The sequence below is a fragment of the Micromonospora sp. NPDC005215 genome (genome assembly GCF_040607915.1).
Lineage (GTDB): Bacteria > Actinomycetota > Actinomycetes > Mycobacteriales > Micromonosporaceae > Micromonospora.
This window is the reverse complement of record NZ_JBEXHQ010000043.1, coordinates 18,205-42,325: the sequence shown is the minus strand read 5'-3', so window position 1 is coordinate 42,325 and position 24,121 is coordinate 18,205. Positions and strand designations below refer to the sequence as shown.

The window sequence follows — 24,121 nt, the reverse complement described above, 5'->3', positions numbered from 1 at the left end:
GGCGCACCCAAGCGTCGAGCAGTGCACCCACATTCGACCGCACAAGATCACATAGGTCGATCTGAATCGACCGTAGCAGCGGCCGTCTGCGGGAGTCAACTGTGGATACACATTGTTCAGGTTCTGGACGCGCGATCGATCAGCTAGGAAAGATTCCGATAACAACTAGAAAAGATCGCGATAAAAAGCGGGCCTTCGGGGAGCGGGGCACCCGTGTAGCATGCGAGCCCACCCCCAATGAAATGCAAATCGGCCAGCCGAATGTTCCGATCCCGGGAGTGCTTGATGCCAATGGACCCGCAGGTGGAGGCGCTGCGGCGACAACGCCGCACCGATCGGCGCCCACCGCTCTACGAGATGAGCCTGCCGGAGGCGCGGCTCGCCGACCTGGCCGACATCCGCGCCGGCGCCGGCACGCCGGAACCGGTGGCGAGGGTCCTCGACCGCGAGATCCCCGGCCCCGGCGGCCCGCTTACGATCCGGATCTACCGACCGTCCGGAGCAGGCCCCTTCCCCGTGCTCGCGTACTTCTACGGCGGCGGCTGGACCCTGGGAAACCTGGACACCTCGGACGCGATCTGCCGTGCGCTCACCAACGGTGTGGGCTGTGTCACTGTGTCCGTCGGCTACCGGCTGGCCCCGGAGCACCGATACCCGGCCGCGGTCCACGACTGCCACGCGGCAGTCCGGTGGATCGCCGCCCACGCCGCCGAACTGGAGGCCGACGCGGGCAGGATCGCGGTCGGCGGCGACAGCGCGGGCGGCAACCTGGCCGCCGCGGTCACCCTCCTCGCGCGCGACGACGGCGGCCCGTCCATCGCCGCCCAGTTGCTGGTCTATCCGAACACCGACTACCGGTCGGACACAGCGTCGATGCGGCAGAACGACGACGATGCGTTCTTCAACCGGCGATCCGTGGACTGGTACTGGGCCCACTACCTCGCCGATCCGGCCGACGGCAACGACCCGCTCGTCTCGCCGCTGCGCGCCCAGGACCTGTCCGGCCTGCCGGCCGCCCTGGTCATCACCGCCGAGTACGACCCCCTTCGGGACCAGGGCGAGCAGTACGCGGACCGGCTGCGCGACAGTGGCGTCCCGGTCGAGCTGACCCGTTACCCCGGCATGGTGCACGGCTTCTTCGCCATGGGCGGTGTCGTCGACGCCGGCGCCCGGGCAGTGCGGCAGGCGGTCGACTGGCTGGCCGGTCGGCTCCACGGCACACCCGGACATCGCGGTCCGTAGCCGTCATGAACCGGCCCGAACCCGCCTCGGCGCTCGCCGCCGGCACGTCCGCATCGGGAGACACCGGCGCCGCCCCCCGCGTCGGCCTGGTGTTGCTGCTGTCGTCCGCGGCGACCTTCCTCGCCGTGCTCGACACGACCGTGGTCAACATCGCCTTCCCCGACCTGCACCGCAGCTTCACCAATGCCTCGGTGGCACTGCTGACCTGGGTGGTGACCGCCTACGCCGTGCCGTTCGCCGCCCTGCTCGCCCCGGCCGGGCGGGTCGCCGACGTGGTCGGGCGGCGGTTGCTGTTCCTGGGCTCGGTGGGCTTGTTCGCCGTCGCGTCGGCGCTCTGCGCCGCCGCCGCCAACCTCCCGACGCTCATCGGGGCCCGGGCCCTGCAGGGTGCGGCCGCGGCGGGGATGATGCCGGCCGCGCTGAGCCTGGTGCTCGCGCTCGTTCCGCCCGCACAGCGGATGACTTCCATCGGTCTGGTGGGGGCCGCCGGCAGCGTGGCCGCGGCGGTGGGCCCCACCCTCGGCGGTCTCCTGGTCGACGCCTGGGGGTGGCGGAGCGTCTTCCTCATCAACCTGCCCCTCGGCCTGTTGATCCTCCTGGGCGCGTTGCTCGGTCTGCCCCGCGACGTGCGGTCCGGCGAGTCGTTGCCCGATCCGATCGGCGTGCTCGGCATCACCTGCGGAGTCGGGTGTGTGGCGCTGGGCGTGACCCAGGGAAGCGACTGGGGATGGCGAAGCGTCAGCGTCCTGGGGCTCATCGGGATCGGCCTGCCGCTCACCGTCGTCAGCCTGGCCCGGGCGCGACGTCATCCCGCGCCGGCGATCGACGTCACCCTCTGGCGCAATCGCACGTTCACGGCGACCAACGTGACGGCCTTCTTCTTCGGCGCCGCCATGTACGCGTACCTGCTGAGTGCGATCCTGTATCTCACGGTGGTCTGGCAGTACTCGGAGATCAAGGCCGGTCTGGCGGTGACTCCGGGAGCGTTCACCGCTGCGGTGGCGGCGCTGGCCGTCGGCCGGCTGGTGCCGAGCGGCCGGCAGTGGATCGCCACCGTTCTCGGCGCGCTGGTCTTCGCCGCCTCGGTGGCCGGCATGTACCTGCTGCTCGGCGACTCACCGGCCTTCCTGGCGGTGTGGTTGCCCGCCGGCCTCGTCGGCGGTGTCGGCATCGGCGCCACGTTGACGGGGTTGTCGGTCGTCGCCTCGGTCTCGCTGCCACCGCACCGCTTCGCTGCCGGTTCCGGTCTGCTGATGGCCGCCCGGCAGGTCGGCGGCGCCGTCGGCATCGCCGGGCTGGGGGCCATCCTCGCCGCGGGACACGGGATGACGACGGGCGGCCTTCTGAGCGTCTTCCTCGCCTGCGCCATCTGCGGATCGGTGGCCGCGCTCTCGGCGCTGTTCCTCCGGCCGCGCCGACAGTGAGGACGCCGGCCGCGCCGGCGGTAAGAACGAACGAGAGGTCGCGATGACGATCGAAAAGGACCTGGCCCTGTCCGGCGACGCGCGCGACGCCACGCTCACCTGGAGCGCTCGCGACGTGCAGCTCTACCACCTGGCCATCGGCGCCGGCGAGCAGGCCGCCGACGAGAGCGAGCTGCGCTATGTGCTCGAGGACCGCTTGCAGGTGTTGCCGAGCTTCGGCACCGCGGTGGTCGGCAGCCCGTTCGAGGCGGGCAGGTTGTCCCTGCCGGGCATCGACGTCGATCAGGGGGCGGTGCTGCACGGCGCGCAGCGGCTGGTGGTGCATCGACCGCTGCCCCGGTCCGGTTCGGCACGCCGGCGCACCCGGGTGACCGGCGTCTGGGACGCCGGACGGACGACGGTTCTCGCACTGAGCTCGGACGTCGACGACGATGCGGGCCCCCTGTGGAGCACCGAGTCGGAGCTGATCGTGCGTGGCGAGCGGGCGCCCGGCGCCGTCCGCCGCCCGTTCCGCCGGGTGCCCCCGCCGGGCCGAGAGCCGGACCTGGTGGTGGAGTGCCCGACCAGAACGAGCCAGGCTCTGCTCTACCGGTTGTGCGGCGACCTGAATCCTCTGCACGCCGACCCGGCGGCCGCGGTCGCCGCCGGATTCAGCCGACCGGTCCTGCATGGACTGTGCTCTTACGGCATCGCTCTCAAAGCGGCCGCCGACACGCTGCTCGACGGGGAGGTGACGCGGATGGCCGGTTACACGACGCGGTTCGCCGGCGTGTTCTATCCGGGCGAGACCCTCCGGGTACGCCTGTGGGCGGAGCCGGCCGGCATCCGCCTCACCGCCACCGCCGCGCAACGCGAGGACGCACCGGTGCTGGCCGACGCCGAGGTGACCCTACGCTGAGGATTCGTACGCCGCCTGGTGCCGGACGGCGACCTCGGCCGGCGCCTGGTCGCCGCCGTGGCAGGCGACCGCAAGGACGAGGCCGTCGCCGGCGCCCGGCGTAGCCACCATGGTCCCGGGGAGGTCCGGCACGGGGCGGAGAACCGCGTCGCCCTCCGGCAGCGGTACGGGCCGGCGCAGCAGCGATCCACCGCCGAGCCCTCGCCCGTGCGCCTTGCCGATCGCCTCCTTGACGGTCCAGAGCCGCAAGAAGGCGGCCACCCGGCGGTCCTCCGGCTGAGCCGTCAACCATTCGGCCTCGACGGGCGGCAGCCATCGGCGGGCCAGGGCGACGACGGGCAGCGGGCGGATCGGCTCGACGTCGACACCGACCGCCGCCCGGGTGCTGAGGGCGACCGCCACCGCGCCGCGGGTGTGACTGACGCTCACGTGCAGGTCGATGCCGGTCAGGTACGGCCGCCCACCCGGCTCGTGGGCGACCTCGATGGTGCGGATCGGGCGGCCGGTGCGGTCCGACACGGTACGCAGCAGCAGCGCCCGTGCCGCCTCGCGCGGCGCCCGGTCCGTCCGCTGGATCACCACGGTCACGGACATCCGGTCAGGCGACCTGCCCGGCCACCAGGCGCCGGCGCCCGTCGTTGCCTCGGCGCAACAACGCTGCCAAGGCCGCCACGCGGTCGGCCGGTGCCTCGACGGGATCGGCGGCGTGCGCCCGCAGCTCGGTCGCCGCCGATTGCAGGTCCTCGATGACGGCCTCGATCCGCTCCGCCACCCGGTCGGCGTTCTGGCGGAGGATGTCCACCCAGAGCGGGACGTCACCGGCCGCGACCCGGGTTACGTCGCGCACGCCGGCGCCGGTCAACCGCAGCGCCGCCGGGTCGGCCGCGGTGAGCTGTGCCGCGAGGGCACTGGAGACCAGGTGCGGCAGGTGTGACACCAGGGCGGCGGCCCGGTCGTGCTCCTCGGCGCCGATCTCGTACGGCACCGCCCCGGTGAGCTCGGCGGCCCAGCGCACCACCGCGACGGCCCGTGGACGGACCGCGGCGGTGGGGCAGATGGCCCAGGCGCGACCGTCGAACAGATCCGCGCGCGCCGCTCCGGGCCCGGTCTTCTCCCCACCGGCCATCGGGTGGCCCGGAACATACGTCGCCAGGTCACAGCCGCGTGCTGCGGCCGCGGCGAACACCGATGACTTGACGCTCGCGACATCGGTGTAGAACCCGGCGATCCGGTCTCGCTGGGAGTCGTGGAGCGTCGCCGCGACGGCCGCCGGCGGCACGGCGAGGACGGCGAGGTCCACCGGCGCGCCCGGGTCGGACGCCAGACCGGCGCCGAGCCGGACGGCCTGCTCCAGGGCGGCCGGATCGCGGTCCCGCAGCCACACCCCGATCCCGGCTCTGCGCAGGGCCAGCGCCACCGAGGTCCCCATCAGTCCGGTGCCGATGACGACGACTTGACCGATTTCTCCCATCCGATTCTCCTCCGCGGTACGGCCGGGCTGATGTTCGGATCGTGGGCTGACGGAAGGAGCACCCTGGGCTCGGTGACGGGTCCATCGTCGGACGCCAATCGATATGGACCCTACGCGGGCCGCGCGCCCGGGTCCGGACTGGCACACGGTTCGTCCTTCACCGACCAAGCGTCCCATCGATGGGGCCGTGACCGCATCTGCCGCTCCGCGTGCCACCCAGCGTCTCACCGAGCTGGCCCGGGTGCCGTCCGGACGTGCCAATGAGAGAGCACCTGATCTTGGCGGCATTAGGCGTTGACAACGGTGGTGGCAGGGTTGGCTGGTGAAGACGCGCGCTGGTGAGTGGCGGGCGTGGTGGACGGTCTCCCGTACTGTTCCCGTGTGCCGGACGATGCGAGTTCCCTGCGCCTTCGCTGGGCGATTTTGGGGCCACCCCTCGCGATGCTCCTCATGCTTGGCGTTGTCGTCGTGGTCGGTGCGGCGAGGGGCAGTGACCCGGGACTGTGGTTGCGTCCGGCGGTGCTGGCTCCGGGCGGCCCGCTGGTGTTGTTGTGGTGGCAGGTGGTGGTCCGTCCGCGGCATCGCTGGTGGGCGCTTGGCGTCGGTCTGACGGTGACGATCGTTGCTTACCTGTTGCTGTACCGGCTGGTCCTGGCGGGGCTGCCGTCCCCATGGGACGGTGCGGTCAGCTTCGCGGTGGCCGGCTGGCTGGGAGCCTTCGCCTACGTCACCGTTACTCAGCGACCCACGGCGCCGTTGTCTGGCGGCAAGGCCGCCGAGGGTGGCCTGATGGAGCCGGGCGAGGTGTACGAGGAGCGGTTCGGCTTCACCCGCCGCGATCTGCTCCTGATGCCTAGCAGCGCGGTCTTCGTCGCCGTCGGCATTGCGCTTCTCCGCGACGAACCGCTCCCTGGCTTGGGTGCCATCGTCTTTGGCGGCGTGTTCCTGCTGCTGCGGCTCTTCAGCGTGCTGAGCTGCCGCGTGGCGCTGCGCGTCGACGCGGCCGGGGTCACTCTGGGACAAACGCCGCCCTGGCCGTCCTCACACACCGCGATGGTGCCGTGGTCCGACATTGAGGCTGTCGTGCTGTGGACGCAACAGGCCGGCCCGACCACAGTCCCGTACGTCGGCCTGCGGCGGCGCCCCGGCTTACCGCCTCTGCCGGGTTCGGCGCGCTCGCGCGGCCTGTGGCGGATGAACCAGGCGCTCGTCCCGCACGTACCGCCGGCCGTACTCGCCGACAGCCGGCCGGCGACTTTCTGGCGGCTGAACCGCCCGAGCATTGAGGCGTCGATCCGACACTTCGCACCTGCGGTGGAAATCGTCGACGCGGGTTGAGGGCTCGTTCCTCAAGCCCAGAGGCCTTCATGCGGGTGTTGATGGATAGTCAACGATCCGAAGGTGGTCCGGTGCGGACCCATGACCGGGGGAGCAGGCTGGGAGCAACAGGGTGCACTGAAAGTCCTTAGAACTGCACCCAACGGCGTCCAACGTCCCCCATCTGCAGTTCGCACAGGTCAGAGCAGGTGAGGCGTCCTGTTTCCCGCACAGTGCTCCGCAGTTTCGCGCAGCAGTCGACAGTGCTCTATGTCCCCTCGTAAGGGTGTGTGCACAGGCCGCGGCGGTAAGGAGCTGCTAGATGGCCGTGCCTCGCGAGCGGGAGCAGATTGGGTGCCGGTTGGCGAAGTGGTCATCGCGCCCGGAGTGCTCACCGACGCTGGACGGGGCCGAGGGCTTTGACCTGTGGTGATGTGGGCGAGCGGTCCGGCGTGACCTCCCAGAGAGCACCGAAGTGGTCAAGCTGCAGGCCCGATGGATCTGACCGCCTCGCCGGTTCGCGCCGGCCGTTGGAACGGATCAGCGCTGGAAGGAGCCCATTGATATCTGTCTCTGCGCATCGCGGCCCAGGCGGCGGCCCCCGTCCGCCGAAGATCACCGGGTGGCGAAGCCGGCCAGGATAACCTCGACGGCGCGATCGAGCACGGCTGCCGGAACTGGCGTCGCCGCGGTGGTCTGGGCCAGGCCGCGGATTAGCAGGTAGAGCTCCTCGACACCGACATCCGGCCGGACGCTGCCGGCGGCCTGGGCGCGGCGCAGCGCCGTGTCGACCGCCGACTTGAGCTCGGTCGACACCGCGACGATGGCCGGCGGCGCATGGTCGCCCAGCATCGAGGCCAGCGTGAGCTTGCTGGCGCCTCTCTCGATCATCTCGTGGATCAGCGTGGACAGTGCCGCAGACGGGTCGGGTGCGGTGGCCGCGGCCCGGGCGCGGCCGAGCAGGCCGATGAAGTGCCGCACCAGCGCGGCCTCGACCAGTGCCTCCTTCGTCGGGAAGTGCCGGAACACGGTGGCGATGCCGACGCCGGCTAGCCGCGCTACCTCTTCGGTCGAGCCGGTTTCGCCACGCGTGCCGAAGACGTGGTCGGCGGCGGCGAGGATGCGCTCGCGGTTCTCCCGTGCATCCTGGCGCATGGGAGCACTCTAACCGAAGTCTCGACTTTGCTATCGTAAACGGAGTCCAGACTTCGCTGAGAGGGAGAGACCATGCGCACACCCGAAGAAACCGTCCGCACCGTGGCCGTCGGGGTCTGTCGCCTCATGCGCGGCGGCCTCACCGCGGCCGAGGAGGCGGCCCAGTTCGACGAACTGGCCGCCTGCTACGCCGAGCGCACCGACGTGCGGCACCCGCTGAACCCCCTCGGCGACACCCCGCTGTGCAGCCGGGCTGCGTTGCGCGAACACTTTTCCGCCGGCCCTGGCCGCCCCACTGGGGTCCTGCGCTATGACATCGTCGACGACCACGTGTACACGACGGCCGATCCCGAGGTCGTGATCTTCGAGTTCCGGTACGCCGGCGTGATCGACGGCCGCACCTTCACGATGCCGTGCATCTTTGTGGTGCGGGTCCGCGACGGCGAGATCGTCGAGTCCCGCGACTACGTCGACCACGTGGCCGGTGCCCGCGCGTTCGGCCGCTTGCCCGCCCTGGTCGCCGCACTGACAACCGGCGAATCGTCGGACCGGCCGGGCCCGGCGCGGTCGTGAGGATCAGCGGCCCAGCGGGATCCGGCTCAGGCGTTCTCGGGTCGCTTGCGAGAAAGTTGGCTCGGCAGCGGGTCTATAGGCTCCGCCGCGCCGACTTCCCCAACCAGCAAACGACGTCGCGCAAGGCGAGTTCACAGAATGAGCTGCGCACTGTCCTGGCCCCCCTTTATGTCAACGCGCCGCTCGAACCAGGGGTTTAGGGTGGTTGGTGGCGGGTCCGGGGAGTGGCCTAGGGCCCGACGTCCGGGGTCAGGTCGGTCACGCTGGATCGCAGAGTCGTCGGCCTCGCACTGCTCGCTGGAGACGTGCCGAAGCGGAGCCCCAAGGCGCCTGGGCGACGCCAGGGCCACGGGCCCGGGATCGGGGGAGCAGGGTGGGAGCAGCCGGGTGTCCTGAACGGCGTTGACGCATCCGATAGCGCACAACGGCGCTCAACTGCACCTGCCCCCACCCGTGGCCTCTCAGATCAGAATGAGCGCGGCGTCCTGTTTCACACCGAAGAGGTCGCTGGTTCGATACCAGCATCGCCCACCCTTAGTTTGTGCAGGTCAGAAGCCCGTTACCGGAGTCGTTGGTAACGGGCTTCGCCGTATGTGTGGCTTACATTGGGAGCAGATTGGGAGCAGCGCGGCTGGCTCTGGGTTCGGACCGGCATGGACCCCGCCCGGCTGCGTGACCTGATTTGCAGCCCCTAGTGGGGACTGCTGGCTACAGAGGTTGAAAGGCTGATGTCCGTCGGCGTGTCGGCCTGATCTGGGTCGATGGGTTCGGTAGGCCGGAGGTATGAGGTATCCGGCTGGTGGTGGCATGAATGCGGCAGCCCGGGTCCGGCGTGAGAAGGTCCGGATCCAGGCCGCGACCATGTTCGAGGAGTCTGTATCGACCGCCGCCCGGCCGTGGCTGACCGTGATCCGGCTACCCGCCTACGCACCAGACCTCGACCCCACCGAAGGCGTCTGGCGCTGGATGAAACGCGGCCTGACCAACACCGCCGCCCGCGGTGTCGACCACCTCGCTGAACTGGTCAAACGTCGGCTACGCGCGTGTCAGCAACAGACCGATCTCCTCGCCGGCTTCTTCGCCAGCACCGGCATGACCCTCGAACCCGAACCACCGAGATAGCGCGACCCCTGGCCTTTCAACCTCTGTGGCAAGTCGACGATCGCTGCGAGTGTTGGCCGCCGTTCCTCCGGGACTGGACCTCGCGCTCGCCATCCTTGACTGGCTTGGCCACGTCGTTGTTGTCCCCCTGGATAAGCGCAGGATGTCTCTACATCACCTGTCCTTGCCATTGAGGTATGTCCTCGTACCAGCGGACTTTGTCCCCGTGAGGGTTTCTGCCATCGAAGTTTGTCCGCCGAGTTGAGACGAACCGGTTTGTGAGCAGGCGGATCGAGGACGCTGAGGCTGGCTCCGGCCCGGCTCGCTTTCAGTGCCGTACCGGTCGGCGGTGAGCAGTTCGTTGCCGGTGAACGGTTTCGTCTGCTCGCTCGGGCGTGCGTCGGCGCGGCCGTGTAGCTGGCGGCGGGTCCATGGTGGCGGTCGGGCACGACGCCATGTCGCGCTCATGTGAACGTCCACACACCGGCGTGGTTGATGACGGGTCGAGCGCCAAGCTGCGGGGAGGGACCGTCGAGGAAGATCGCTTGACGCGCGCAGTTAACGCCGCTAACTAACGGATAACGCCGTTAACCAGTCCTATGGAGGTCGCCATGACCGAGTACCTGAGCATCGCCGATAACACCCTCGCCTACGAGGTGTCCGGGCGGGGCTCTCTCGTCGTCCTGGCGCACGGTATCGGCGACAGCCGGCACTCCTACCGCTTCCTCGCTCCGGCCCTGGCCGCCGCCGGGTACCGGGTCGCCAACGTCGACATCCGCGGCTGCGGCGACTCCAGCCTCGACTGGAACGGCTACAGCCGCACCGACATCGCGGGCGACCTCGTCGCCGTCGTGCGCCACCTCGGCGGCCCCGCCGTGATCATCGGCCAGTCGATCAGCGGCGGCGCGGCGACCATCGCGGCAGCCACCGCGCCCGATCTGATCAATGGCGTCATCGAGCTGGCGCCATTCACCCGCGTACAACCCTTCGACCTTGGCGGGCTGATGCGGGTGAAGCGCTTCCGGCGCGGTTACAGCCAGATGGCGCAGGTCATGGTCCGGGGAAGTCTGGCGAGCTGGAAGAAGTACCTCGACGCGGCGTATCCGGTCAAGCCCACCGACTGGGACGCCGAACTGACGCGTATCGAGGTGAAGCTGAACGAGCCCGGCCGGATGAAGGTCCTGCAGGCCATGTGCAAGACCAGCCCGACCGACGCCGGCGCGCAGCTGGCCAATGTCACCTGCCCGGTCCTGGTCATCGAGGGCAGCCTCGACCCCGACTGGGCCGACCCCCGCGCCGAGGGCGAGAAGATCATCGCTGATCTGCCCGGGGGTCTCGGTGAGCTGGCCGTCATCGAGGGTGCCGGTCACTACCCGCACGTGCAGACACCGGATCAGGTCCTCGCGCTGGCCCGGCCTTTCCTGAACAAGACGCTGGCGAATGCCTAGGGCCCGGCTCACCGCGCTGTCGGTCACCGAGGCCGGCGCCGCCCTGATCGACGAGATCGGCTTCGAGAAGCTCAGCATGGGCCTGGTCGCCGAACGGCTCGGAGTCAAGACCCCCGCGCTCTACAAACACGTCACCAGCCAGGCCGATCTGGCCCACCGCATCGCTGTCCGGGCCATGGCCGAGTTCGCTGACGCCATTCGCGACGCCATCCAGGGTCGCGCCGGCAGCGACGCCCTCGCCGCCGGCGCCCAGGCGATGCGGACCTACGTGCGGGAACACCCCGGCCAGTACGCGGCCGGCGATGCTGCTTCCCGCCCGACCGGGCCCGACGACCCGATCATCCCCGCCGTCGAACGGGTCGTCGCCTCCTGGGCGGCCATGCTGCGCGGCTACCACCTGGACTCCAGCCAGGAGATTCACGCCCTGCGGATGCTCCGCAGCGCCCTGCACGGGTTCTCGACCCTGGAAGCAGCCGGCGGGTTCCAGATCGACGCATCCGTCGACGACAGCTTCACCTGGATGATCGACTTTCTCGACCGCGGCCTGCACGCCGTCACCAGCAGCAGCACCGTCGCCCGCTGACGGATCGTCGACGAACCCGACCACATCATCGCGGAGGACCGGCATCAGCATCACGCGTGCACCCACGATCACCCGGACACGACCACCCGGCGGCCACTGGTGGTGAACATCGACGAAGAGCCCCAGGACACCAGGATCGAGCGGCACGCGAGCTGGGCCGAGCTGTTCTTCGACCTCGTGGCGGTGGCCGGCGTGGCCGCCCTGGCACACGTGCTCGGATCCGAACTGGACGCCACGGCGCTCGGTCTCTATGCACTGCTGTTCCTGGCGCTGTGGCTGTCCTGGACGACGTTCATGCTGTACAGCAACGTCGCCGCCGGCCAGACCCGCGTGCTACGGCTGATGGTTGGCATGTTCGGCCTCGGGGTGATGGCCGCGTCCGTGCCAGGCGTGGCGCACACCGTGCTCGAGCACGGCAGCGACGTTTTTCCGCTCAACGTCTTCGCGATCGCATACATCGCCACCCGCGTCTACGGGTCCAAGTCATGGCAACGCGGCGCAGTATTGCTGGACTTCCCGGTGGTGCAGTACTCGGTAGGACTGCTGCCCTGGTTCGCGTCGCTCTGGGTCCACGGGCACTGGAAGCTCGCGCTCTGGGCAGTAGGAGTCGGCCTCGACCTGCTGCTGATCCTGGTCCTCTCCGCCAGCAGGGTTCTCCAGCGGGTCCAGTCGTACCTCACCGCGCAGGAACATACTCGGCGTCGGCCACGATCAGGAGTCCGCCCCGACAGCACGGGACCGGTCGTGCACGGGGTGTCGGTCGAGCCGGCCCACCTCTCCGAGCGGCTGGGACTCTTCGTGATCATCGTGCTGGGCGAGTCGGTGGTGCAGGTCGTGACCGCCGCCAGCGAGGCGCGGTACAGCATCGGCCTGCTGGCCACCGCCATGGCGTCCTTTGTTCTGCTGGCCGGCATGTTCGGCCTGTCCGTGGTCTTCGGATACGCCGGCCTGCCGCACCTGCGCGCCGGCCGGATCCCCACCCGCGCCGCCCTCGGCCTGCACTGCCTGGTCACGGGCGTCGTCGCCACCGTCGCCGTGCCGCTCTCGATGGTGGTCAGGCACGGCGCCGACCCGCTGCCCGAGCAAGGCCGCTGGCTGCTGTGCGGCGCGGTCGCGGCCTACTTCACCCTCGGCGTGCTCACCAGCGTCGTCAGCCACAGTTCCGACCTGCAGAGGACGGTCTCACGGGTCATCACGGGTATCGCGGCCCCGCTCCTGCTCGGCCTGCTCGCCACCGCCGTCAGCGGCCGAATGCTCGTGGTCTACCTGGCCCTGATAGTCCTGGCCCACCTCTGGTTCGAACGACGACTGGGGCCACGATGATCGCGGCTCATTTGGCAGGAGGGTCATCATCCCGGAGAGCCGCGATGCGGTCCGTCGCGGGCCTCGCCAAGACCACGCAGCTCGTTGGGTTGACGTCCGGCGCCGGTCCCGAAGCCGTGCAGCGCTTCATCGCCTACGGGCGAGTGTGTCACCTTAAAACCGCTGTCACTCAGCCTCCGAACACACCTCTCCCTCCAAATACGACTGACCCCAATCAGTCACCTAGACGGAAATGGAAACATCATGAACAAGCTCCGGCCCCTCGCCGCTGCCGCCTTCCTGCTGGGCCCGGTGATCTATCTCGCCGCCGAAGCGATCACGGCCGCGGCGTGGAAATCGCCTAGCTACAGCTACGCCGACAACTGGATCAGCGACCTCGGATCCGCAACGGCCGGGGTGTTCCAAGGCCGCGAACTCGACTCGCCGCTGCACGTCGTCATGAACTCCGGATTCATCGTTCAGGGCCTGCTCTTCGGGATCGCCACAGTGCTGCTGTCGCGGATGATCAGCGGGCGGTTGCGTACCTTCACCGCCGTGACGGGGATCGTGACCATGATCGGCTACATCCTTGTCGGAACCTTCCACGGTTCCCTGCAGGCGCAGCAGAACGGCACGCTTCCCCTGCACTTCACCGGGGCAACGCTGGCGATCCTCGGCGGGAACGTGCTTGCCCTCGTCCTGGGCATCCACTGGCGAAAGACTCCCCAGACGCGGCTGATCGGCCTCGTCAGCATCGTCGCCGGAGCATTCGGCCTGGCCTCCGTAACCGCTCTCTTCCTCACCTTCGATGCCGGCCTGCCCTCGGGCGCGATCGAACGCGGCTCCGTCTACACCATCGTCATCTGGCAACTCGCCGTCGCCACCGCACTCCTCCGCAGCCGAGGCAACTCTGGCGCACCCCGCGTCGCCGCGACCAGTGCATCCACAAACACGGCATCCACAAGCAACTGACCCGCCAGCTCCACATGTCGTTCTCCGGCAAGGCCGTCTGGCTTCGTTCGCGAGTTCGGGCGCCAGCTGTTCGCGACTTTCGGCGCCACGTTGCCTGCGCCGTTGTGCCGAGATGTTCGCGAGAACCGGGACCACCTGTGGATCTCTACCGCCGATAGTGCCGGCGGTAGCTCCGGAACCCGTTCACCCTCCATGCAGACGATCATGAAGCGACCCGCGCGCGAGTGCGCGGGCCGCCGATGACAGCGCACTCGATCACGGCCGCTGATTGGGCGCGTCGGTGCCTGAGGTAGTTGCCCGTTTCTGACCTTGACGACAAGGGGTACTTGCACACACACGAGGCCGGGGCGCCGGTGAACCAGCCACGGTCGGGTGATGCCGATGCTAGAAGACTGAACTGCTGATCTACATGGAGGATGGCGAATGACCGAGTTCGACGTCGACCGTAGTGCGCCGGTGATCGTGCGAGACGAAATCCGCATCGACGCGGCGATCGCCGAGGTATGGCGATTGCACACTGACATCAATGGCTGGACCAGTTGGCGGGACGACGTCTCGGTCGCCCGGCTCGACGGGACGTTCGCCACCGGGGCGGTCTTCCATTGGGAGACCGGCGGGCTTTCCATCGACTCGACGATCCGTGCTGTCGAGCCCCAGCACCGTACGGTGTGGGGTGGTCCGGCTGCCGGCATCGAGGGTCGGCACGTCTGGACGTTTTTCCCCGACGGCGACGGAACGCGCGTCGTTACCGAGGAAAGTTGGGCCGGCCCACCCGTGGACGCCGACCCCGAGCAGGCTCGCAGGTTGCTGGCCGAGTCCATCCGGGTCTGGCTCCAGTCGTTGGCAGCCGCGGCGCAGCGGGTCAGGTGACCGAGGACGCGATGTGATGCCCCAGAACTCTCTCCCGGTCCGGGGCGACGCACGGACCTGGCCCTCACCGAACGCGACTGATGATCCTTGCCGTGCCGGTCAACCTCCGGCGCCACCAACAACCGTCAGCCCCTCGCGCAAGGAGTCAGCGCGTCATTGACGGGAAGGCAGACCGGGCGCACTCAGCTGCCCCGGACACGGCGCATCTCGCCTCCCATACCCGTCACCGTGCCTGAGCGGTTCGAATTGGGCCCGGACAGCGTCGGCGTCGGGCTGGTCGAAGACCGTGCGCACCAGCGTCGCGATCCACGGCTGCGCCGACTTGGGGACTTTCGTCAGCAGGTTGCGCAGGTAGTGGGTGCGGCAGCGTTGCACGCCGCCCGGGTAGGGCGGCGCCGATCGCGGCGATGAGACCGCGGTGGGCATCGGAGATGACGAGCTAAACGCCAGTCAGGCCGCGGGCGGTCAGCGACCGCAGGAACGCAAGCCACCCGGCTCCGTCTTCCTCGGAAGCGACGTCCAGACCCAATACCTCCCGCTGCCCGTCGGCGTTGACGCCGACCGCGACCAGGGCGTGAACGTTGACCGTGCGCCACATGCGTCCCGGCCCGGCGAGGACGGCGATCGGCCCTGGCCTGCAACAGCGCGAAGCCGCAGGTCAGGGCCGGTGTCGGTTGGTGCGCCGTCAGGCAGGCACGTGACCTGCCGTCCAGCACGCCGAGTGGCTGTGGCAGCCGACGTACGCCGCAAGCGCATCGTGCAGCGCCGCCAGTCGCGTTATCGAGAGCCCGGCGGCGATGTTGTTGAGCTGGTGGGGGTCGATGGTCCGGTTGTAGTACTCCCGTTCGCCGTTCGAGTACTCGACGTAGGTGTAGGTCGCTGTCCGTAGGGCCTCGTAGGTGACTGGGCTGCCGTTACGCCGGTCCTGGGCATCGGGGTCGTCGGATGCCTGGTTGGGGCCGTGGTGCTCGATCAACGCCCCGGTACGCCAGTTCGGCCCCGGATCGCCCTGGGCAAGGGGGAGCAGGTTGCGCCCGTCGACGTGCGTGCCGACGTCGGCGGCGCCTATGCGTTGGAAGGTTGGTGCCAGGTCGATGTTCTGCACGATCTCGGCACGCTGCGATCCTTGGACGACGCCCGGCCCGGCGACGACGAGCGGGACTCGCACGTCGGTGTCGAAGGCGGTTTGCTTACCCCCGGTCAGCCGGTACTCGCCCATGTGAAAGCCGTTGTCGGAGCTGAACACCACGTAGGTGTTGTCGGCGATGCCGCTGGTGGTGAGTTGGGCGCGCAGGTTGCCGATCAGTCGATCGACCGCCTGCACCGATTGGGCACGCTTGCGAAAGTTCGCGTCCAGGGTGCTCTTCTCCTGCGCACTCAGCGGCCCGTTGCCGGCCAGCCAGGACGGCGGGTTGGTGGGCAGTCGGTCGTACGCCGCAGTGCGCGGGGCGGTGAGGCCGGGAAAGTCGTCGAGGTCTTGGTTGGCCGGGGTGAACGGGCTGTGCGGGGCGAAGGTCGAGACCTCCAGCAGGAAGGGAGTGTTCGTCGCCGCCGAGCGCTGGATGAAGTCCTTGCCCTTGCGCGACAGCACGTTGGTCAGATAGTCGGCCGGCTGGTCGCCGTAGTGGACGACGGTGTGGTTCTCGTTGAGGTCGTAGTTGTACTCGGAGTACCCGTTGCCCGCCACGTACCACTCCGACCAGCCAGGTGGGACGTACGGCAGCGAACCACCCTGTGTATCCGCCGGCAGGTAGCCATTGAGGTACTTGCCCATGAAACCGGTTCGGTAGCCCTTGCCCTGCAATGCGGTCGCGAAGGTTCTGTTCTCGTTACCCCGGCCCTTGAAGACCGCGAATCCACCGTCGGCTCCACCATTGGTGAACACGCCGGTGTCGTGTGGGAACTGGCCGGTGAGGACCGAGGAGCGGGACGGGCAGCACAGCGAGTCGGTCACCGTGTAGTTGGTGAAGGTGACTCCTTCGCTCTGTAGTCGCTGCACCTGCGGGAGGTATTGCACGAGGTTCCACGCGAGGTCATCAACGAGCACGAAGATGATGTTGGGTGCGGTGGCGGTGGGCGCCGGGGGAGCGGGCTCCGCGCCGCGTGCCGGTGTCCAGGCCGCGAGCAGTGTCAGCCCGGCCACGAGGGTGGCGGCGAGGAGGCGTCGGTAAGTGATAGCCATGCTGCCAAGCTTGGTTGAAATTTGTCAGGATCTATTCAACAAGTGGTGATGATCCGATCAACACCCCGGTAGCCGCACAGCCCGGCCCGCGCCACCGTGGCCATCGGGGCGAGTGGGCTCTGGCCGACGCCGATGAGCACCGCCCGAGGTGACAGGCAGCCGACGGATCAGTGCCGCCAGTCGCTTAAGGCGAGGGGAAGGCCGCCCGGCTCGCGGGCCCGACGAGCGGCAGTCCGGAAGACGACGGATACTCGCCTGATGACTGGACCGGATCTCGACCCCGAACAGTATCCGCCCATCGACCCGCGTGAACCGGTGCCCGACGACGCGGGCGTCCTTCTGCCTGGCGCGCCGGACGAACTGCCCGAAGCCCCGGCCGAACCGATGCCAGACGATGGTGGCAACGCCGGCGGTGTGCGCGAGCCGGCATAGATCCGTCCGCGATCGAGCGCGACACCAGCCCGACCGCCGATGCCGCCGCCGACGGCGCCCAAGACGTCGGGGCGCCGCCCACCGGATCCGCATCCGCCGCCGGCTACCGCGAGCCCGGTTTGGGGGAGCAGGTGGGGAGCAACGGGGTGCCCTGAACAGCCTTGAACTGCGCCCAACGGCATCGAACGTTCCTCAACTGCACCCACCCCTGCCTGCGGCTCCACGTTTACCCAGGTCAGAGCAGGTGCGGCGTCCTGTTTCACACCGAAGAGGTCGCTGGTTCGATACCAGCATCGCCCACCCTGAGTTTGTGCAGGTCAGAAGCCCGTTGCCGGAGTAGCCGGTGACGGGCTTTCCCGTATGTGCGGCTTACATTCGGCACCGGTGAGCTGCGGATTCGCCGCCGACGATGCCTACCGAGCCGACATCCCGCCGGACGCGTCCGACGACGAGGCCGTGACCCGGCAGGCGGAGATCGCCGCCCGAAGTGGGCGGCGATGCGGCACGCTGCCTACGGGCTGGGCCGCACGCCGCAGCAGGTACGCCGGACGTGCTTCTCGATCGCGGAACAGCTCGACCGGAAACCGGGCCTTGCCGGTGGCAGCGAAGGCGTAGGCTCGGCGGCCCGGTCGAAAAGGGGTATCGAGAGGATCCGGTGACGGTGATGTCCGACCTGTTCGACTATGACGCCGAATTGCGCCTGCACAACGAACTCTTCCGCGCCGCTGCCCGCGTCGGCTCTCACGACCGCGTACTCGACATTGGCTGTGGCACCGGCCAGACAACACGCGAGGCCGCCCGCGCCGCTGTGAACGGAAGCGCGACAGGCGTTGATCTCTCCGCGCCGATGCTCGAACGAGCCCGTCAGCTCACTGACGACGAAGGATTGCCCAACATCACCTTTCAGCAGGCGGACGCCCAGGTTCACCGCTTCCCACCTACGCATTTCGACCTCTGTATCAGCAGGTTCGGAACGATGTTCTTCGCCGACCCGGTCGCCGCGTTCACCAATATCAGCCACGCCCTGCGTCCCGCCGCGCGCCTGGTGCTGCTGGTGTGGCAAGACCGCGATTGCAATGAGTGGGCCACCGCGATCCGCGGGACCTTCACCACCGCCTCAGCCGAGTCCCGCGGTCCGGGCCCGTTCTCCCTCGCCGACCCGACCGTCACGGAAGGCATCCTGGTGGCGGCCGGCTTCGCGGATGTCAACTTCACTGACGTGCACGTACCCGTGTACTACGGTCCGGACAGCGCCGCCGCCTTCGATGCCGTGTTTCGTCTGTGGGAATTCAAAGACCTGCTCGCCACCCTCGACGCAGCGGCCGCCGAGCAGGCCCGCACGCGGCTGCGCGCCACCCTCGACGCCCACCAGACCGACGGTGGCGTGTACTTCGACTCGCGCGCCTGGATCGTCACAGCTCGTCGCTGATCGGCATCGCCAAGGTCGTAGACCCGGGCCAGGTCGTCACCCCAGGGCGTGGCGTGGTCACGCTCGAACGTCCGATACAGCCGGTCGCGGACCGTCTCGCGGCGCAGCCAGGTAGCCAGTGCGGCCGGCCTCCGTTCCGCGACGTTGAGTCCGTGCACCGTGTCGGCTAGGTGGTGATCTGCCGCCGAGCTCAGCGTGAGGCCCCAGATGTCGAGGAATCGCGTGACGCTCTCACCGCCGGCTACGACCACGTCGAGGAAGGTGGTCGGGTCGAGGAACGACCCGACCTGCGACGGGTACGCCGCCAGCATCGACCGCCACACCGATCCCACTCGCGACGCCCTGACCAGCGCATCCTCTGTGGTGGCTTCTTCGGCGGACCCGGAGGCGTCAGCGCTGGGAGGCAGTAGGGCGCGTCCGCTATGCCACGACGCCGTGACCAGCGCGTCCTCTGTGATGACCGCTTCGGCGGATCCGAAGGCGTCGAGGTCCGGGGGTGTCCTTGGCGGCAGCGAGATCCCCATCTTCCGAGATCAGTACGGGGACGTCGGGCTACCAGTGCCGTGGCCCGCTGCGAACGGGGTCGACAAGGCCGCCAGCCAGGTGTGTCCTGGATGTGTTCGCGTCAACAGCCGGGACAGCGTCTTGCGCTGGGTACGGGTCAGCAGCGGGAGTACGCCGTCGAAGTCGGCCTGGTCCTTGGGGCGCACGTGCTTGGCCTTGAAGAGAAGGACGAGCTCGGGTGTCAAGTAGGGGATCCGGTCCACGGTGTGCCGGATGATCTCGGCGTAGGGCAGCCTGATCGTCTCGTCTCTTCGGCAGATCCACATTTCGCCGTCGTGCGGCTCACGGAGGACATCAAGCAGGTAGCGTCCGGTCGCCGGATCGCGCAGCCACGTTTGCCGAGTGGCATTCAGTACCTGCGGCGTCGCCGCTTCCCAAATCCGGGCGTCGCCGACCGCATCGAAGGTGAACTCGGCGAAGCGCTCGCGAATCTCCGGGAACCGCCCGGCGGGTACGCCAATCTCGATGTCGTGGTGGTCGCGGGTCTGCTCACCGCGGAACAGGTCAAGCGCCCAGCCCGCCGCCACGTACCAGGGCACGGAGATGCCGGCCAGGCGTTGTCCGACTTCGTGCGGCGTCCAGCATCCCGCCCAGCGGGCTTCGAGTGCCGGAAGGTCGCCCGGCGATACCTGGATACCACCGCTTGGTAACCGGTCACTCATCGCACGAACATATCCGGGATCAGATTCTGCCTCGCCGTCGGCATCCGCACATGCCGCCGAGAGCTCGCTGTTGTGCGACCATCTTCGTCTCCCTGAGGTGCCCGAAGGTTCGGACCGGGGTGGTCCCGACTTCAGGGCAGCAGGTACGCGGTTAGCCGGTCGGCGAGTTGCTTCGGGTGGCTGAGCGCTACCGAGTGGCCGCCGTCTATCTCGTCCGGGGTGACGCCGAGTCGGTCGGCGGCCACACGGCGCTGGAAGTCCGGCGAGAAGAACCGGTCCTCGCGTGCGATGAGCACCGTCGTCGGCACGTCCGGCCAGGCGTCCAGGGGCCACGGCTCGTTTCCTTCCGCGCTGACCTGGTCCCGGCTGTGTGCTGCTGCCTCCGCGACGATCTCGGCCGGCACACCGTTGTAGAACTGCTGCTCCTCGCTGAGCCCTTCTGCGCTGCGGTAGTCGGTGTTGGCCCACCAGTCACCGGGTCTCTCACCGGGCTTGGGGACCATCGGTGTGAGCAGGACGATCAGCCGTACCGGCAGCTTGTCGGCAATGAGCGGCGCGGTGAGCGCACCGTACGAGTGTCCGACGACCACGAGATCGCTCCGGTCGCCGATCGCGTTGACGACCGTCTGGCAGAACTCGGCGAACCCGGCGGACGTGTCCGCGATCGGCAGTTCCGGTACTACCACGTCGTGGCCGCGGCTGGTCAGCTCGGGGACAAGGAGATGCCAGTCCCAGGCGCTGCCCCCGCCGCCGTGGATCAGAACGAAAGTCGCCATGCCCCGGAGCCTCACACATGGGTACGACAGCCACCGCTCGCGGCTTACCCGATGAGCGGATGCTGTCCCGGTCACACGCTCGAAGGCTTGCCCAGCCGGTTGGGGTGTCGGTCCGTCCGACGTCACCGAGCAGCAGGTGGGCACCTTGGCGGACAACGTTTTCGGGGAGCGGTCGAGGTTCTTGGCAAGCCAATGCCGCCGCTCTTCGTGGTTTCGCCGCAGGTGGACGAGGTCGAGGTCCACGCCAGACAGCCCGCCGCCGCGGCGTTCCAGCTCCTCGACCCGCTGCCCCACGGTGTCCATCAGTTCGCGGTGAGACACCAGGGCGACAGTGCCGCCTCAGCGATGTCTGCGAAGGCGGCACGGTCGCCGATATTCGAGCCGCGACGCCTACTCCTTCACACCGATGTTGTCGATCGGAGGGGCGTTGAGCAGCCGTCGGACGGGCCACACAGTGGTTGCCAACGCCAGCAGTGTCGTGCCGCCGAGCACCGCCACCCAACCGAGCGGCGGGACGTACGGGATCCGGCTGCCGGTCAGTCCGTTGACGATCGCGCTGAGGGTCAGCGCCGCGATCGTCGCGCCGATCAGCACCGCGGTGCCGAGCAGCCCGGCCTGTTCGGCCTGGACCATCGCGCGAATCTGACGGCGGGTGACCCCGACGAGTTGTAGCAACGCCAACTCGCGGCGGCGGGCCAGCGCGGCCATCACCATCGTGGTGGCCGCCGCCAGCGCCGCGTACCCCACCATCACGCCGATCAGCAGCCGGTTCAGCCAGGCGCCGAGCGCCAGATCGGTGCTGATCAGTCGCGTACGGGTGGCGGCGTCGAGAACCTCGGTGCCCGGTTGCCCTGCCGACCACGTGGCCAACGCGGTGTCGGCCTCCGGGCCGGCGCTGACCAGGACCTCGTCGTTGGTGTTCCCGGCCGTGTGCCCGGCGACCGTCTCGGCAGCCAGTGTGACGTCGCCGAAGCCGAGGCCACGGCCGTAGACCGCGATAACGTCCAACGTGACCGGGGTGCCATCGCCCAGCCAGAGTTCCGCCTGATCGCCGACTTCCCAGCCGGACGAGGACGCCTGCATCGCAGACACGGCGACCGTGCCCGCGCGCAGGTCGGCCAGGTTGCCCTCGCGCACGGCGAGGTCCATCGTCGACGTGATGCCCGCCGGGTCGACCGACTGCGCGCCGACCGGCTCGATTCCGTCGAGCCCCCGCACCAGCACCTGCGTACGGTGCACACCAGTGGCCGCCTGCACCCCGGCCAACTCGCGGACCTCCCGCGCGGCGCCCGCCGGCAGCCCACCCGGAGCGACAAGCACCCGCTCGGCGAGGGTTCCCGCGCTGCTCTGCGTGGTGGTCTGCCGTTCCAGGTTGGTCTGCAGGAACCAGACCGAGCCGCCGAACCCCACGGACAGCACGAGGGCGGTCAGGACGGTCGCCATGCCCTGCGCGTTGGCCCGCAGATTGGCCGCAGCCAGGTAGCCGCTGACCCGCCACACCCGCGGCAACAACGGTGTGAGCAGGCGTGCCGCGTACGCGTTGATCCTCGGTGCGAGCAGCGCCACCGCGATGACGAACAGGTACAGCATGCCGACCGCGCCGGCCAGTGCCCCGGTCGACCCGGCGGCGCCGAGCGTGAACGCCCCGGAGGTGCCGGCCGCCGCCAGCGTCAGCACGCCGGCGATCAGCCGCACCCGGCCGCTACGCCGAGGCTCGACAGCGATCTCGCCGAGCGCCTCGATCGGCTTGATCCCGGTGACCCGGCGTGCGGCGACCAACGCGGCGAGCACCGCCACGAGGACCGCCGTACCGACCGCGGCCGGCACCGCGAACAGGCCGCCGGCCATCGGGAAGCTGGCCGGCACGAACCCCCGCCCGACCAGTTCGCCGTGCACCCAGCGGGCCGCCAGCAGGCCGGCCGGGCCGCCGATCGCAGAGCCGACCAGGGCGAGCAGCGCGGCCTCGGCGATCAGCATGCGGCGCACCTGCCCCGGCGTGGCCGCGACCGCGCGCAGCAACGCCAGGTCACGTCGACGGTGCCGGACGGACAGCCCGATAGTGCCGGCCACCACGAAGACGATCAGCAGGACGACGTACCCCCCGAAAGCCGATCCGGCCCCGACCAGCAACGTCTGGGCGGCCTGGTTCTCCGACTGCTCGACGTTCCCACGGTCTTTCCCGGCGTATGTCGTGGCACCGGCCGCCGACGCGATCTCGCGTACCGCGCCGAGGTCGGCGCCGGGCACCATCCGCACGCCGATCGCATCCACCCGGCCCGGGTGGGCGGACAACCGGGCGGCCTGCGCGTCGGTGAAGAAGACGGCCGCCGAACCGGTCTCGGCGGTTCCGCTCACCAGGTACGACCGCCCGACCCCGCCGACGACCAGGTCGATGCGGTCGCCGGGTGCCACGCCGAGCCGGGTGTCGACAAGCACCTCGTCGTCGGCCCGTGGCGCGGCACCCGCGCCGATGGGACGACCGGTGAAGGCGTACGTGTCCCAGCCGTGTCCCACGGCAGCGGGTGAGCCGATCAGCACCCCTTCGTCGCCGGTGACGGCCGCGACGCCCGGCACCTGGCGGATCCGGTCCACCAGGGCCGCGTCCACAGTGCCGCCCTCGGGCAGCGTGACGGTGCTCGTGGTGGTTTCGCCGTCGAACTCTTCGAACGTGTGGCTGACCGTGCGGTTGGCGACGACCACGTCGGCCGTCGCCCAGAGCCGTGGCTCCGCCCGGAAACGCAGCCCAGACTCGACGAGGGTGCCCATCGCCACCAGGATCAGCACGCCGGCGATCAGCGCCAGCAGGGTCGCGGCGGCGGGGCCGGCGCGGTGCCGCAGCAGGCGGGCGGCCAGCCCGGTCATCGGAGGGCCCGCCGATCCAGCGACGCCAGGTGCTCGGCGATACGGGCGGCTCCGAGCTGCGGAAGGTCGGCGACGATCGCGCCGTCGGCCAACACGAGCACGCGGTCCGCGTACGACGCGGCGATCGGATCGTGGGTCACCATCACCACGGTCAGCCCATGTTCGTCCACGACCGCGCGCAACAGCGTCAGCACCTCCGCCGCGCTCCGCGAGTCGAGAGCGCCGGTGGGCTCGTCTGAGAAGATCACCTCGGGGCGGGTGGCCAGCGCCCGGGCGATCGCCACCCGCTGCTGCTGGCCACCGGAGAGCGCGGCCGGCCGGTGGTGCAGTCGGTCGGTGAGGCCGACGCGCTCGACCACCTGGGTCAGCCAGGCCCGGTCCGGACGGACGCCGGCCAGGCGCAGGGGCAGCACGATGTTCTCCTCGACGGTGAGCGCGCCGATCAGGTTGAATGCCTGGAAGACAAACCCGATCCGTGTACGACGCAGCTCGGTCAGGCGGGTCTCGGACAGCCCGGACAGGTCGGTGCCTCCGATGACCACCCGACCGGAGGTGGGCCGGTCGAGCCCGGCCGCGGTCTGCAGCAGCGTGCTCTTGCCGGAGCCCGAGGGCCCCATCACCGCGGTGAAGGTGCCCCGGTCGAAGCCGACATCGATGCCCGCAAGCGCAGTCACCTGGTTACGGCCGGCGTCGTACACGCGGGTGAGTTGTTCGACGCGTACCGCCGGTTCGATGGTCTGTCCCGGATAATCCGGCATTCTGGTGGCCTCTCTCCGTGTCATCGGCAAGAACTGCGCGCACCAGAAACGCTATTGACGTGGGAGAACGGCGACCATCCCGCGGGCTGCCAGGTCCGGG

Annotated in this window: 21 protein-coding genes and 2 pseudogenes; 13 read left to right on the top strand and 10 right to left on the bottom strand. The window is 69.4% G+C overall.

The features are described from left to right. Positions 1-285 precede the first annotated feature (285 nt). From ABZU25_RS26475 to ABZU25_RS26465, 3 genes are read left to right on the top strand one after another with little or no spacing between them, the layout of a single operon-like run. Positions 286-1,242: an alpha/beta hydrolase gene (locus ABZU25_RS26475; protein WP_355032070.1), complete on the top strand. Its 957-nt coding sequence runs from the start codon at positions 286-288 to the stop codon at positions 1,240-1,242. A gap of 5 nt (positions 1,243-1,247) precedes the next feature. Next, entirely contained in the window at positions 1,248-2,666 is a 1,419-nt protein-coding gene (locus ABZU25_RS26470; protein WP_355032069.1) for an MFS transporter, read from the top strand. Between the two features lie 43 nt (positions 2,667-2,709). Continuing rightward, a complete protein-coding gene (locus ABZU25_RS26465; protein ID WP_355032068.1) occupies positions 2,710-3,564 on the top strand; it encodes a MaoC/PaaZ C-terminal domain-containing protein in 855 nt (284 codons plus the stop codon). On the opposite strand, the gene ABZU25_RS26460 is transcribed toward ABZU25_RS26465, so the two are convergent. Both ABZU25_RS26460 and ABZU25_RS26455 read right to left on the bottom strand, forming a co-directional pair. Continuing rightward, a complete protein-coding gene (locus tag ABZU25_RS26460; protein WP_355032067.1) occupies positions 3,556-4,158 on the bottom strand; it encodes a 4'-phosphopantetheinyl transferase superfamily protein in 603 nt (200 codons plus the stop codon). The genes ABZU25_RS26465 and ABZU25_RS26460 overlap by 9 nt on opposite strands. 4 nt (positions 4,159-4,162) lie before the next feature. Next, the gene (locus ABZU25_RS26455; RefSeq protein WP_355032066.1) at positions 4,163-5,035 is read right to left on the bottom strand and encodes a prephenate dehydrogenase; all 873 of its coding nucleotides are present in this window, start codon (positions 5,033-5,035) and stop codon (positions 4,163-4,165) included. A gap of 381 nt (positions 5,036-5,416) precedes the next feature. On the opposite strand from ABZU25_RS26455, the gene ABZU25_RS26450 reads away from it, so the two are divergent. Further along, positions 5,417-6,373 carry a hypothetical protein gene (locus ABZU25_RS26450; protein ID WP_355032065.1) on the top strand — a complete coding sequence of 319 codons (957 nt, stop codon included), beginning with the start codon at positions 5,417-5,419 and terminating at the stop codon, positions 6,371-6,373. A 594-nt stretch (positions 6,374-6,967) separates the two neighbouring features. On the opposite strand, the gene ABZU25_RS26445 is transcribed toward ABZU25_RS26450, so the two are convergent. Further along, on the bottom strand, positions 6,968-7,507 hold the full coding sequence (locus ABZU25_RS26445) for a helix-turn-helix domain-containing protein (protein WP_355032064.1): 540 nt from the start codon (positions 7,505-7,507) through the stop codon (positions 6,968-6,970). A gap of 72 nt (positions 7,508-7,579) precedes the next feature. Between ABZU25_RS26445 and ABZU25_RS26440 the strand changes: the two genes are divergently transcribed. The 7 genes from ABZU25_RS26440 to ABZU25_RS26410 all read left to right on the top strand — a co-directional run bounded on the left by ABZU25_RS26440 (position 7,580) and on the right by ABZU25_RS26410 (position 14,356). Next, positions 7,580-8,080: a nuclear transport factor 2 family protein gene (locus ABZU25_RS26440; RefSeq protein ID WP_355032063.1), complete on the top strand. Its 501-nt coding sequence runs from the start codon at positions 7,580-7,582 to the stop codon at positions 8,078-8,080. Positions 8,081-8,887: 807 nt separating this feature from the next. Beyond that, the gene (locus tag ABZU25_RS26435) at positions 8,888-9,202 is read left to right on the top strand and encodes a transposase (RefSeq protein ID WP_355032062.1); all 315 of its coding nucleotides are present in this window, start codon (positions 8,888-8,890) and stop codon (positions 9,200-9,202) included. A 590-nt stretch (positions 9,203-9,792) separates the two neighbouring features. Then, positions 9,793-10,629: an alpha/beta hydrolase gene (locus ABZU25_RS26430; protein ID WP_355032061.1), complete on the top strand. Its 837-nt coding sequence runs from the start codon at positions 9,793-9,795 to the stop codon at positions 10,627-10,629. Then, positions 10,622-11,212 carry a TetR/AcrR family transcriptional regulator gene (locus ABZU25_RS26425; RefSeq protein WP_355032060.1) on the top strand — a complete coding sequence of 197 codons (591 nt, stop codon included), beginning with the start codon at positions 10,622-10,624 and terminating at the stop codon, positions 11,210-11,212. Before ABZU25_RS26430 ends, ABZU25_RS26425 begins: the two co-directional genes overlap by 8 nt. A 102-nt stretch (positions 11,213-11,314) precedes the next feature. Then, positions 11,315-12,535 carry a low temperature requirement protein A gene (locus ABZU25_RS26420; RefSeq protein ID WP_355032059.1) on the top strand — a complete coding sequence of 407 codons (1,221 nt, stop codon included), beginning with the start codon at positions 11,315-11,317 and terminating at the stop codon, positions 12,533-12,535. A gap of 291 nt (positions 12,536-12,826) precedes the next feature. Then, positions 12,827-13,486: a DUF998 domain-containing protein gene (locus tag ABZU25_RS26415; protein ID WP_355032058.1), complete on the top strand. Its 660-nt coding sequence runs from the start codon at positions 12,827-12,829 to the stop codon at positions 13,484-13,486. 423 nt (positions 13,487-13,909) lie between these two features. Next, the gene (locus ABZU25_RS26410; RefSeq protein ID WP_355032057.1) at positions 13,910-14,356 is read left to right on the top strand and encodes an SRPBCC family protein; all 447 of its coding nucleotides are present in this window, start codon (positions 13,910-13,912) and stop codon (positions 14,354-14,356) included. Between the two features lie 267 nt (positions 14,357-14,623). On the opposite strand, the pseudogene ABZU25_RS26405 reads toward ABZU25_RS26410, so the two are convergent. Together ABZU25_RS26405 and ABZU25_RS26400 are read right to left on the bottom strand one after the other, a co-directional pair. Continuing rightward, a pseudogene (locus ABZU25_RS26405) lies at positions 14,624-14,948 on the bottom strand (transposase); the annotation flags it as partial. A 93-nt stretch (positions 14,949-15,041) separates the two neighbouring features. After that, a complete protein-coding gene (locus ABZU25_RS26400) occupies positions 15,042-16,538 on the bottom strand; it encodes a sulfatase (RefSeq protein WP_355032056.1) in 1,497 nt (498 codons plus the stop codon). Between the two features lie 258 nt (positions 16,539-16,796). Between ABZU25_RS26400 and ABZU25_RS26395 the strand changes: the two genes are divergently transcribed. Both ABZU25_RS26395 and ABZU25_RS26390 read left to right on the top strand, forming a co-directional pair. Beyond that, entirely contained in the window at positions 16,797-16,970 is a 174-nt protein-coding gene (locus tag ABZU25_RS26395) for a hypothetical protein (protein ID WP_167457586.1), read from the top strand. Positions 16,971-17,634: 664 nt separating this feature from the next. Further along, complete coding sequence (locus ABZU25_RS26390; protein ID WP_355032055.1) at positions 17,635-18,399, top strand: class I SAM-dependent methyltransferase; 765 nt, start codon at positions 17,635-17,637, stop codon at positions 18,397-18,399. 533 nt (positions 18,400-18,932) lie between these two features. Here the strand turns inward: ABZU25_RS26390 and ABZU25_RS26385 are convergent. The 5 genes and pseudogenes from ABZU25_RS26385 to ABZU25_RS26365 all read right to left on the bottom strand — a co-directional run bounded on the left by ABZU25_RS26385 (position 18,933) and on the right by ABZU25_RS26365 (position 24,021). After that, on the bottom strand, positions 18,933-19,625 hold the full coding sequence (locus ABZU25_RS26385) for a hypothetical protein (protein WP_355032054.1): 693 nt from the start codon (positions 19,623-19,625) through the stop codon (positions 18,933-18,935). 131 nt (positions 19,626-19,756) lie between these two features. Beyond that, the gene (locus tag ABZU25_RS26380; protein WP_355032090.1) at positions 19,757-20,401 is read right to left on the bottom strand and encodes an alpha/beta hydrolase; all 645 of its coding nucleotides are present in this window, start codon (positions 20,399-20,401) and stop codon (positions 19,757-19,759) included. A 156-nt stretch (positions 20,402-20,557) separates the two neighbouring features. After that, positions 20,558-20,704: pseudogene (locus ABZU25_RS26375) on the bottom strand (DUF5984 family protein); the annotation flags it as partial. Between the two features lie 87 nt (positions 20,705-20,791). After that, positions 20,792-23,263, bottom strand: coding sequence for an FtsX-like permease family protein (locus ABZU25_RS26370; protein ID WP_355032053.1), 2,472 nt, complete (start codon positions 23,261-23,263; stop codon positions 20,792-20,794). Next, a complete protein-coding gene (locus tag ABZU25_RS26365) occupies positions 23,260-24,021 on the bottom strand; it encodes an ABC transporter ATP-binding protein (RefSeq protein ID WP_355032052.1) in 762 nt (253 codons plus the stop codon). The genes ABZU25_RS26370 and ABZU25_RS26365 overlap by 4 nt, the downstream gene beginning before the upstream one ends. Positions 24,022-24,121: the final 100 nt, after the last annotated feature.

What these genes read in the sequence shown, in the direction of transcription:
- ABZU25_RS26410 (WP_355032057.1), top strand. Translation starts at nt 13,910, where the DNA reads ATGACCGAGTTCGACGTCGACCGTAGTGCGCCGGTGATCGTGCGAGAC.
- ABZU25_RS26435 (WP_355032062.1), top strand. Translation starts at nt 8,888, where the DNA reads ATGAATGCGGCAGCCCGGGTCCGGCGTGAGAAGGTCCGGATCCAGGCC.
- ABZU25_RS26390 (WP_355032055.1), top strand. Translation starts at nt 17,635, where the DNA reads ATGTCCGACCTGTTCGACTATGACGCCGAATTGCGCCTGCACAACGAA.
- ABZU25_RS26425 (WP_355032060.1), top strand. Translation starts at nt 10,622, where the DNA reads ATGCCTAGGGCCCGGCTCACCGCGCTGTCGGTCACCGAGGCCGGCGCC.
- ABZU25_RS26470 (WP_355032069.1), top strand. Translation starts at nt 1,248, where the DNA reads ATGAACCGGCCCGAACCCGCCTCGGCGCTCGCCGCCGGCACGTCCGCA.
- ABZU25_RS26465 (WP_355032068.1), top strand. Translation starts at nt 2,710, where the DNA reads ATGACGATCGAAAAGGACCTGGCCCTGTCCGGCGACGCGCGCGACGCC.
- ABZU25_RS26440 (WP_355032063.1), top strand. Translation starts at nt 7,580, where the DNA reads ATGCGCACACCCGAAGAAACCGTCCGCACCGTGGCCGTCGGGGTCTGT.
- ABZU25_RS26380 (WP_355032090.1), bottom strand. Translation starts at nt 20,401, where the DNA reads ATGGCGACTTTCGTTCTGATCCACGGCGGCGGGGGCAGCGCCTGGGAC.
- ABZU25_RS26385 (WP_355032054.1), bottom strand. Translation starts at nt 19,625, where the DNA reads ATGAGTGACCGGTTACCAAGCGGTGGTATCCAGGTATCGCCGGGCGAC.
- ABZU25_RS26460 (WP_355032067.1), bottom strand. Translation starts at nt 4,158, where the DNA reads ATGTCCGTGACCGTGGTGATCCAGCGGACGGACCGGGCGCCGCGCGAG.
- ABZU25_RS26395 (WP_167457586.1), top strand. Translation starts at nt 16,797, where the DNA reads ATGACTGGACCGGATCTCGACCCCGAACAGTATCCGCCCATCGACCCG.
- ABZU25_RS26445 (WP_355032064.1), bottom strand. Translation starts at nt 7,507, where the DNA reads ATGCGCCAGGATGCACGGGAGAACCGCGAGCGCATCCTCGCCGCCGCC.
- ABZU25_RS26370 (WP_355032053.1), bottom strand. Translation starts at nt 23,263, where the DNA reads ATGACCGGGCTGGCCGCCCGCCTGCTGCGGCACCGCGCCGGCCCCGCC.
- ABZU25_RS26430 (WP_355032061.1), top strand. Translation starts at nt 9,793, where the DNA reads ATGACCGAGTACCTGAGCATCGCCGATAACACCCTCGCCTACGAGGTG.
- ABZU25_RS26400 (WP_355032056.1), bottom strand. Translation starts at nt 16,538, where the DNA reads ATGGCTATCACTTACCGACGCCTCCTCGCCGCCACCCTCGTGGCCGGG.
- ABZU25_RS26455 (WP_355032066.1), bottom strand. Translation starts at nt 5,035, where the DNA reads ATGGGAGAAATCGGTCAAGTCGTCGTCATCGGCACCGGACTGATGGGG.
- ABZU25_RS26365 (WP_355032052.1), bottom strand. Translation starts at nt 24,021, where the DNA reads ATGCCGGATTATCCGGGACAGACCATCGAACCGGCGGTACGCGTCGAA.
- ABZU25_RS26475 (WP_355032070.1), top strand. Translation starts at nt 286, where the DNA reads ATGCCAATGGACCCGCAGGTGGAGGCGCTGCGGCGACAACGCCGCACC.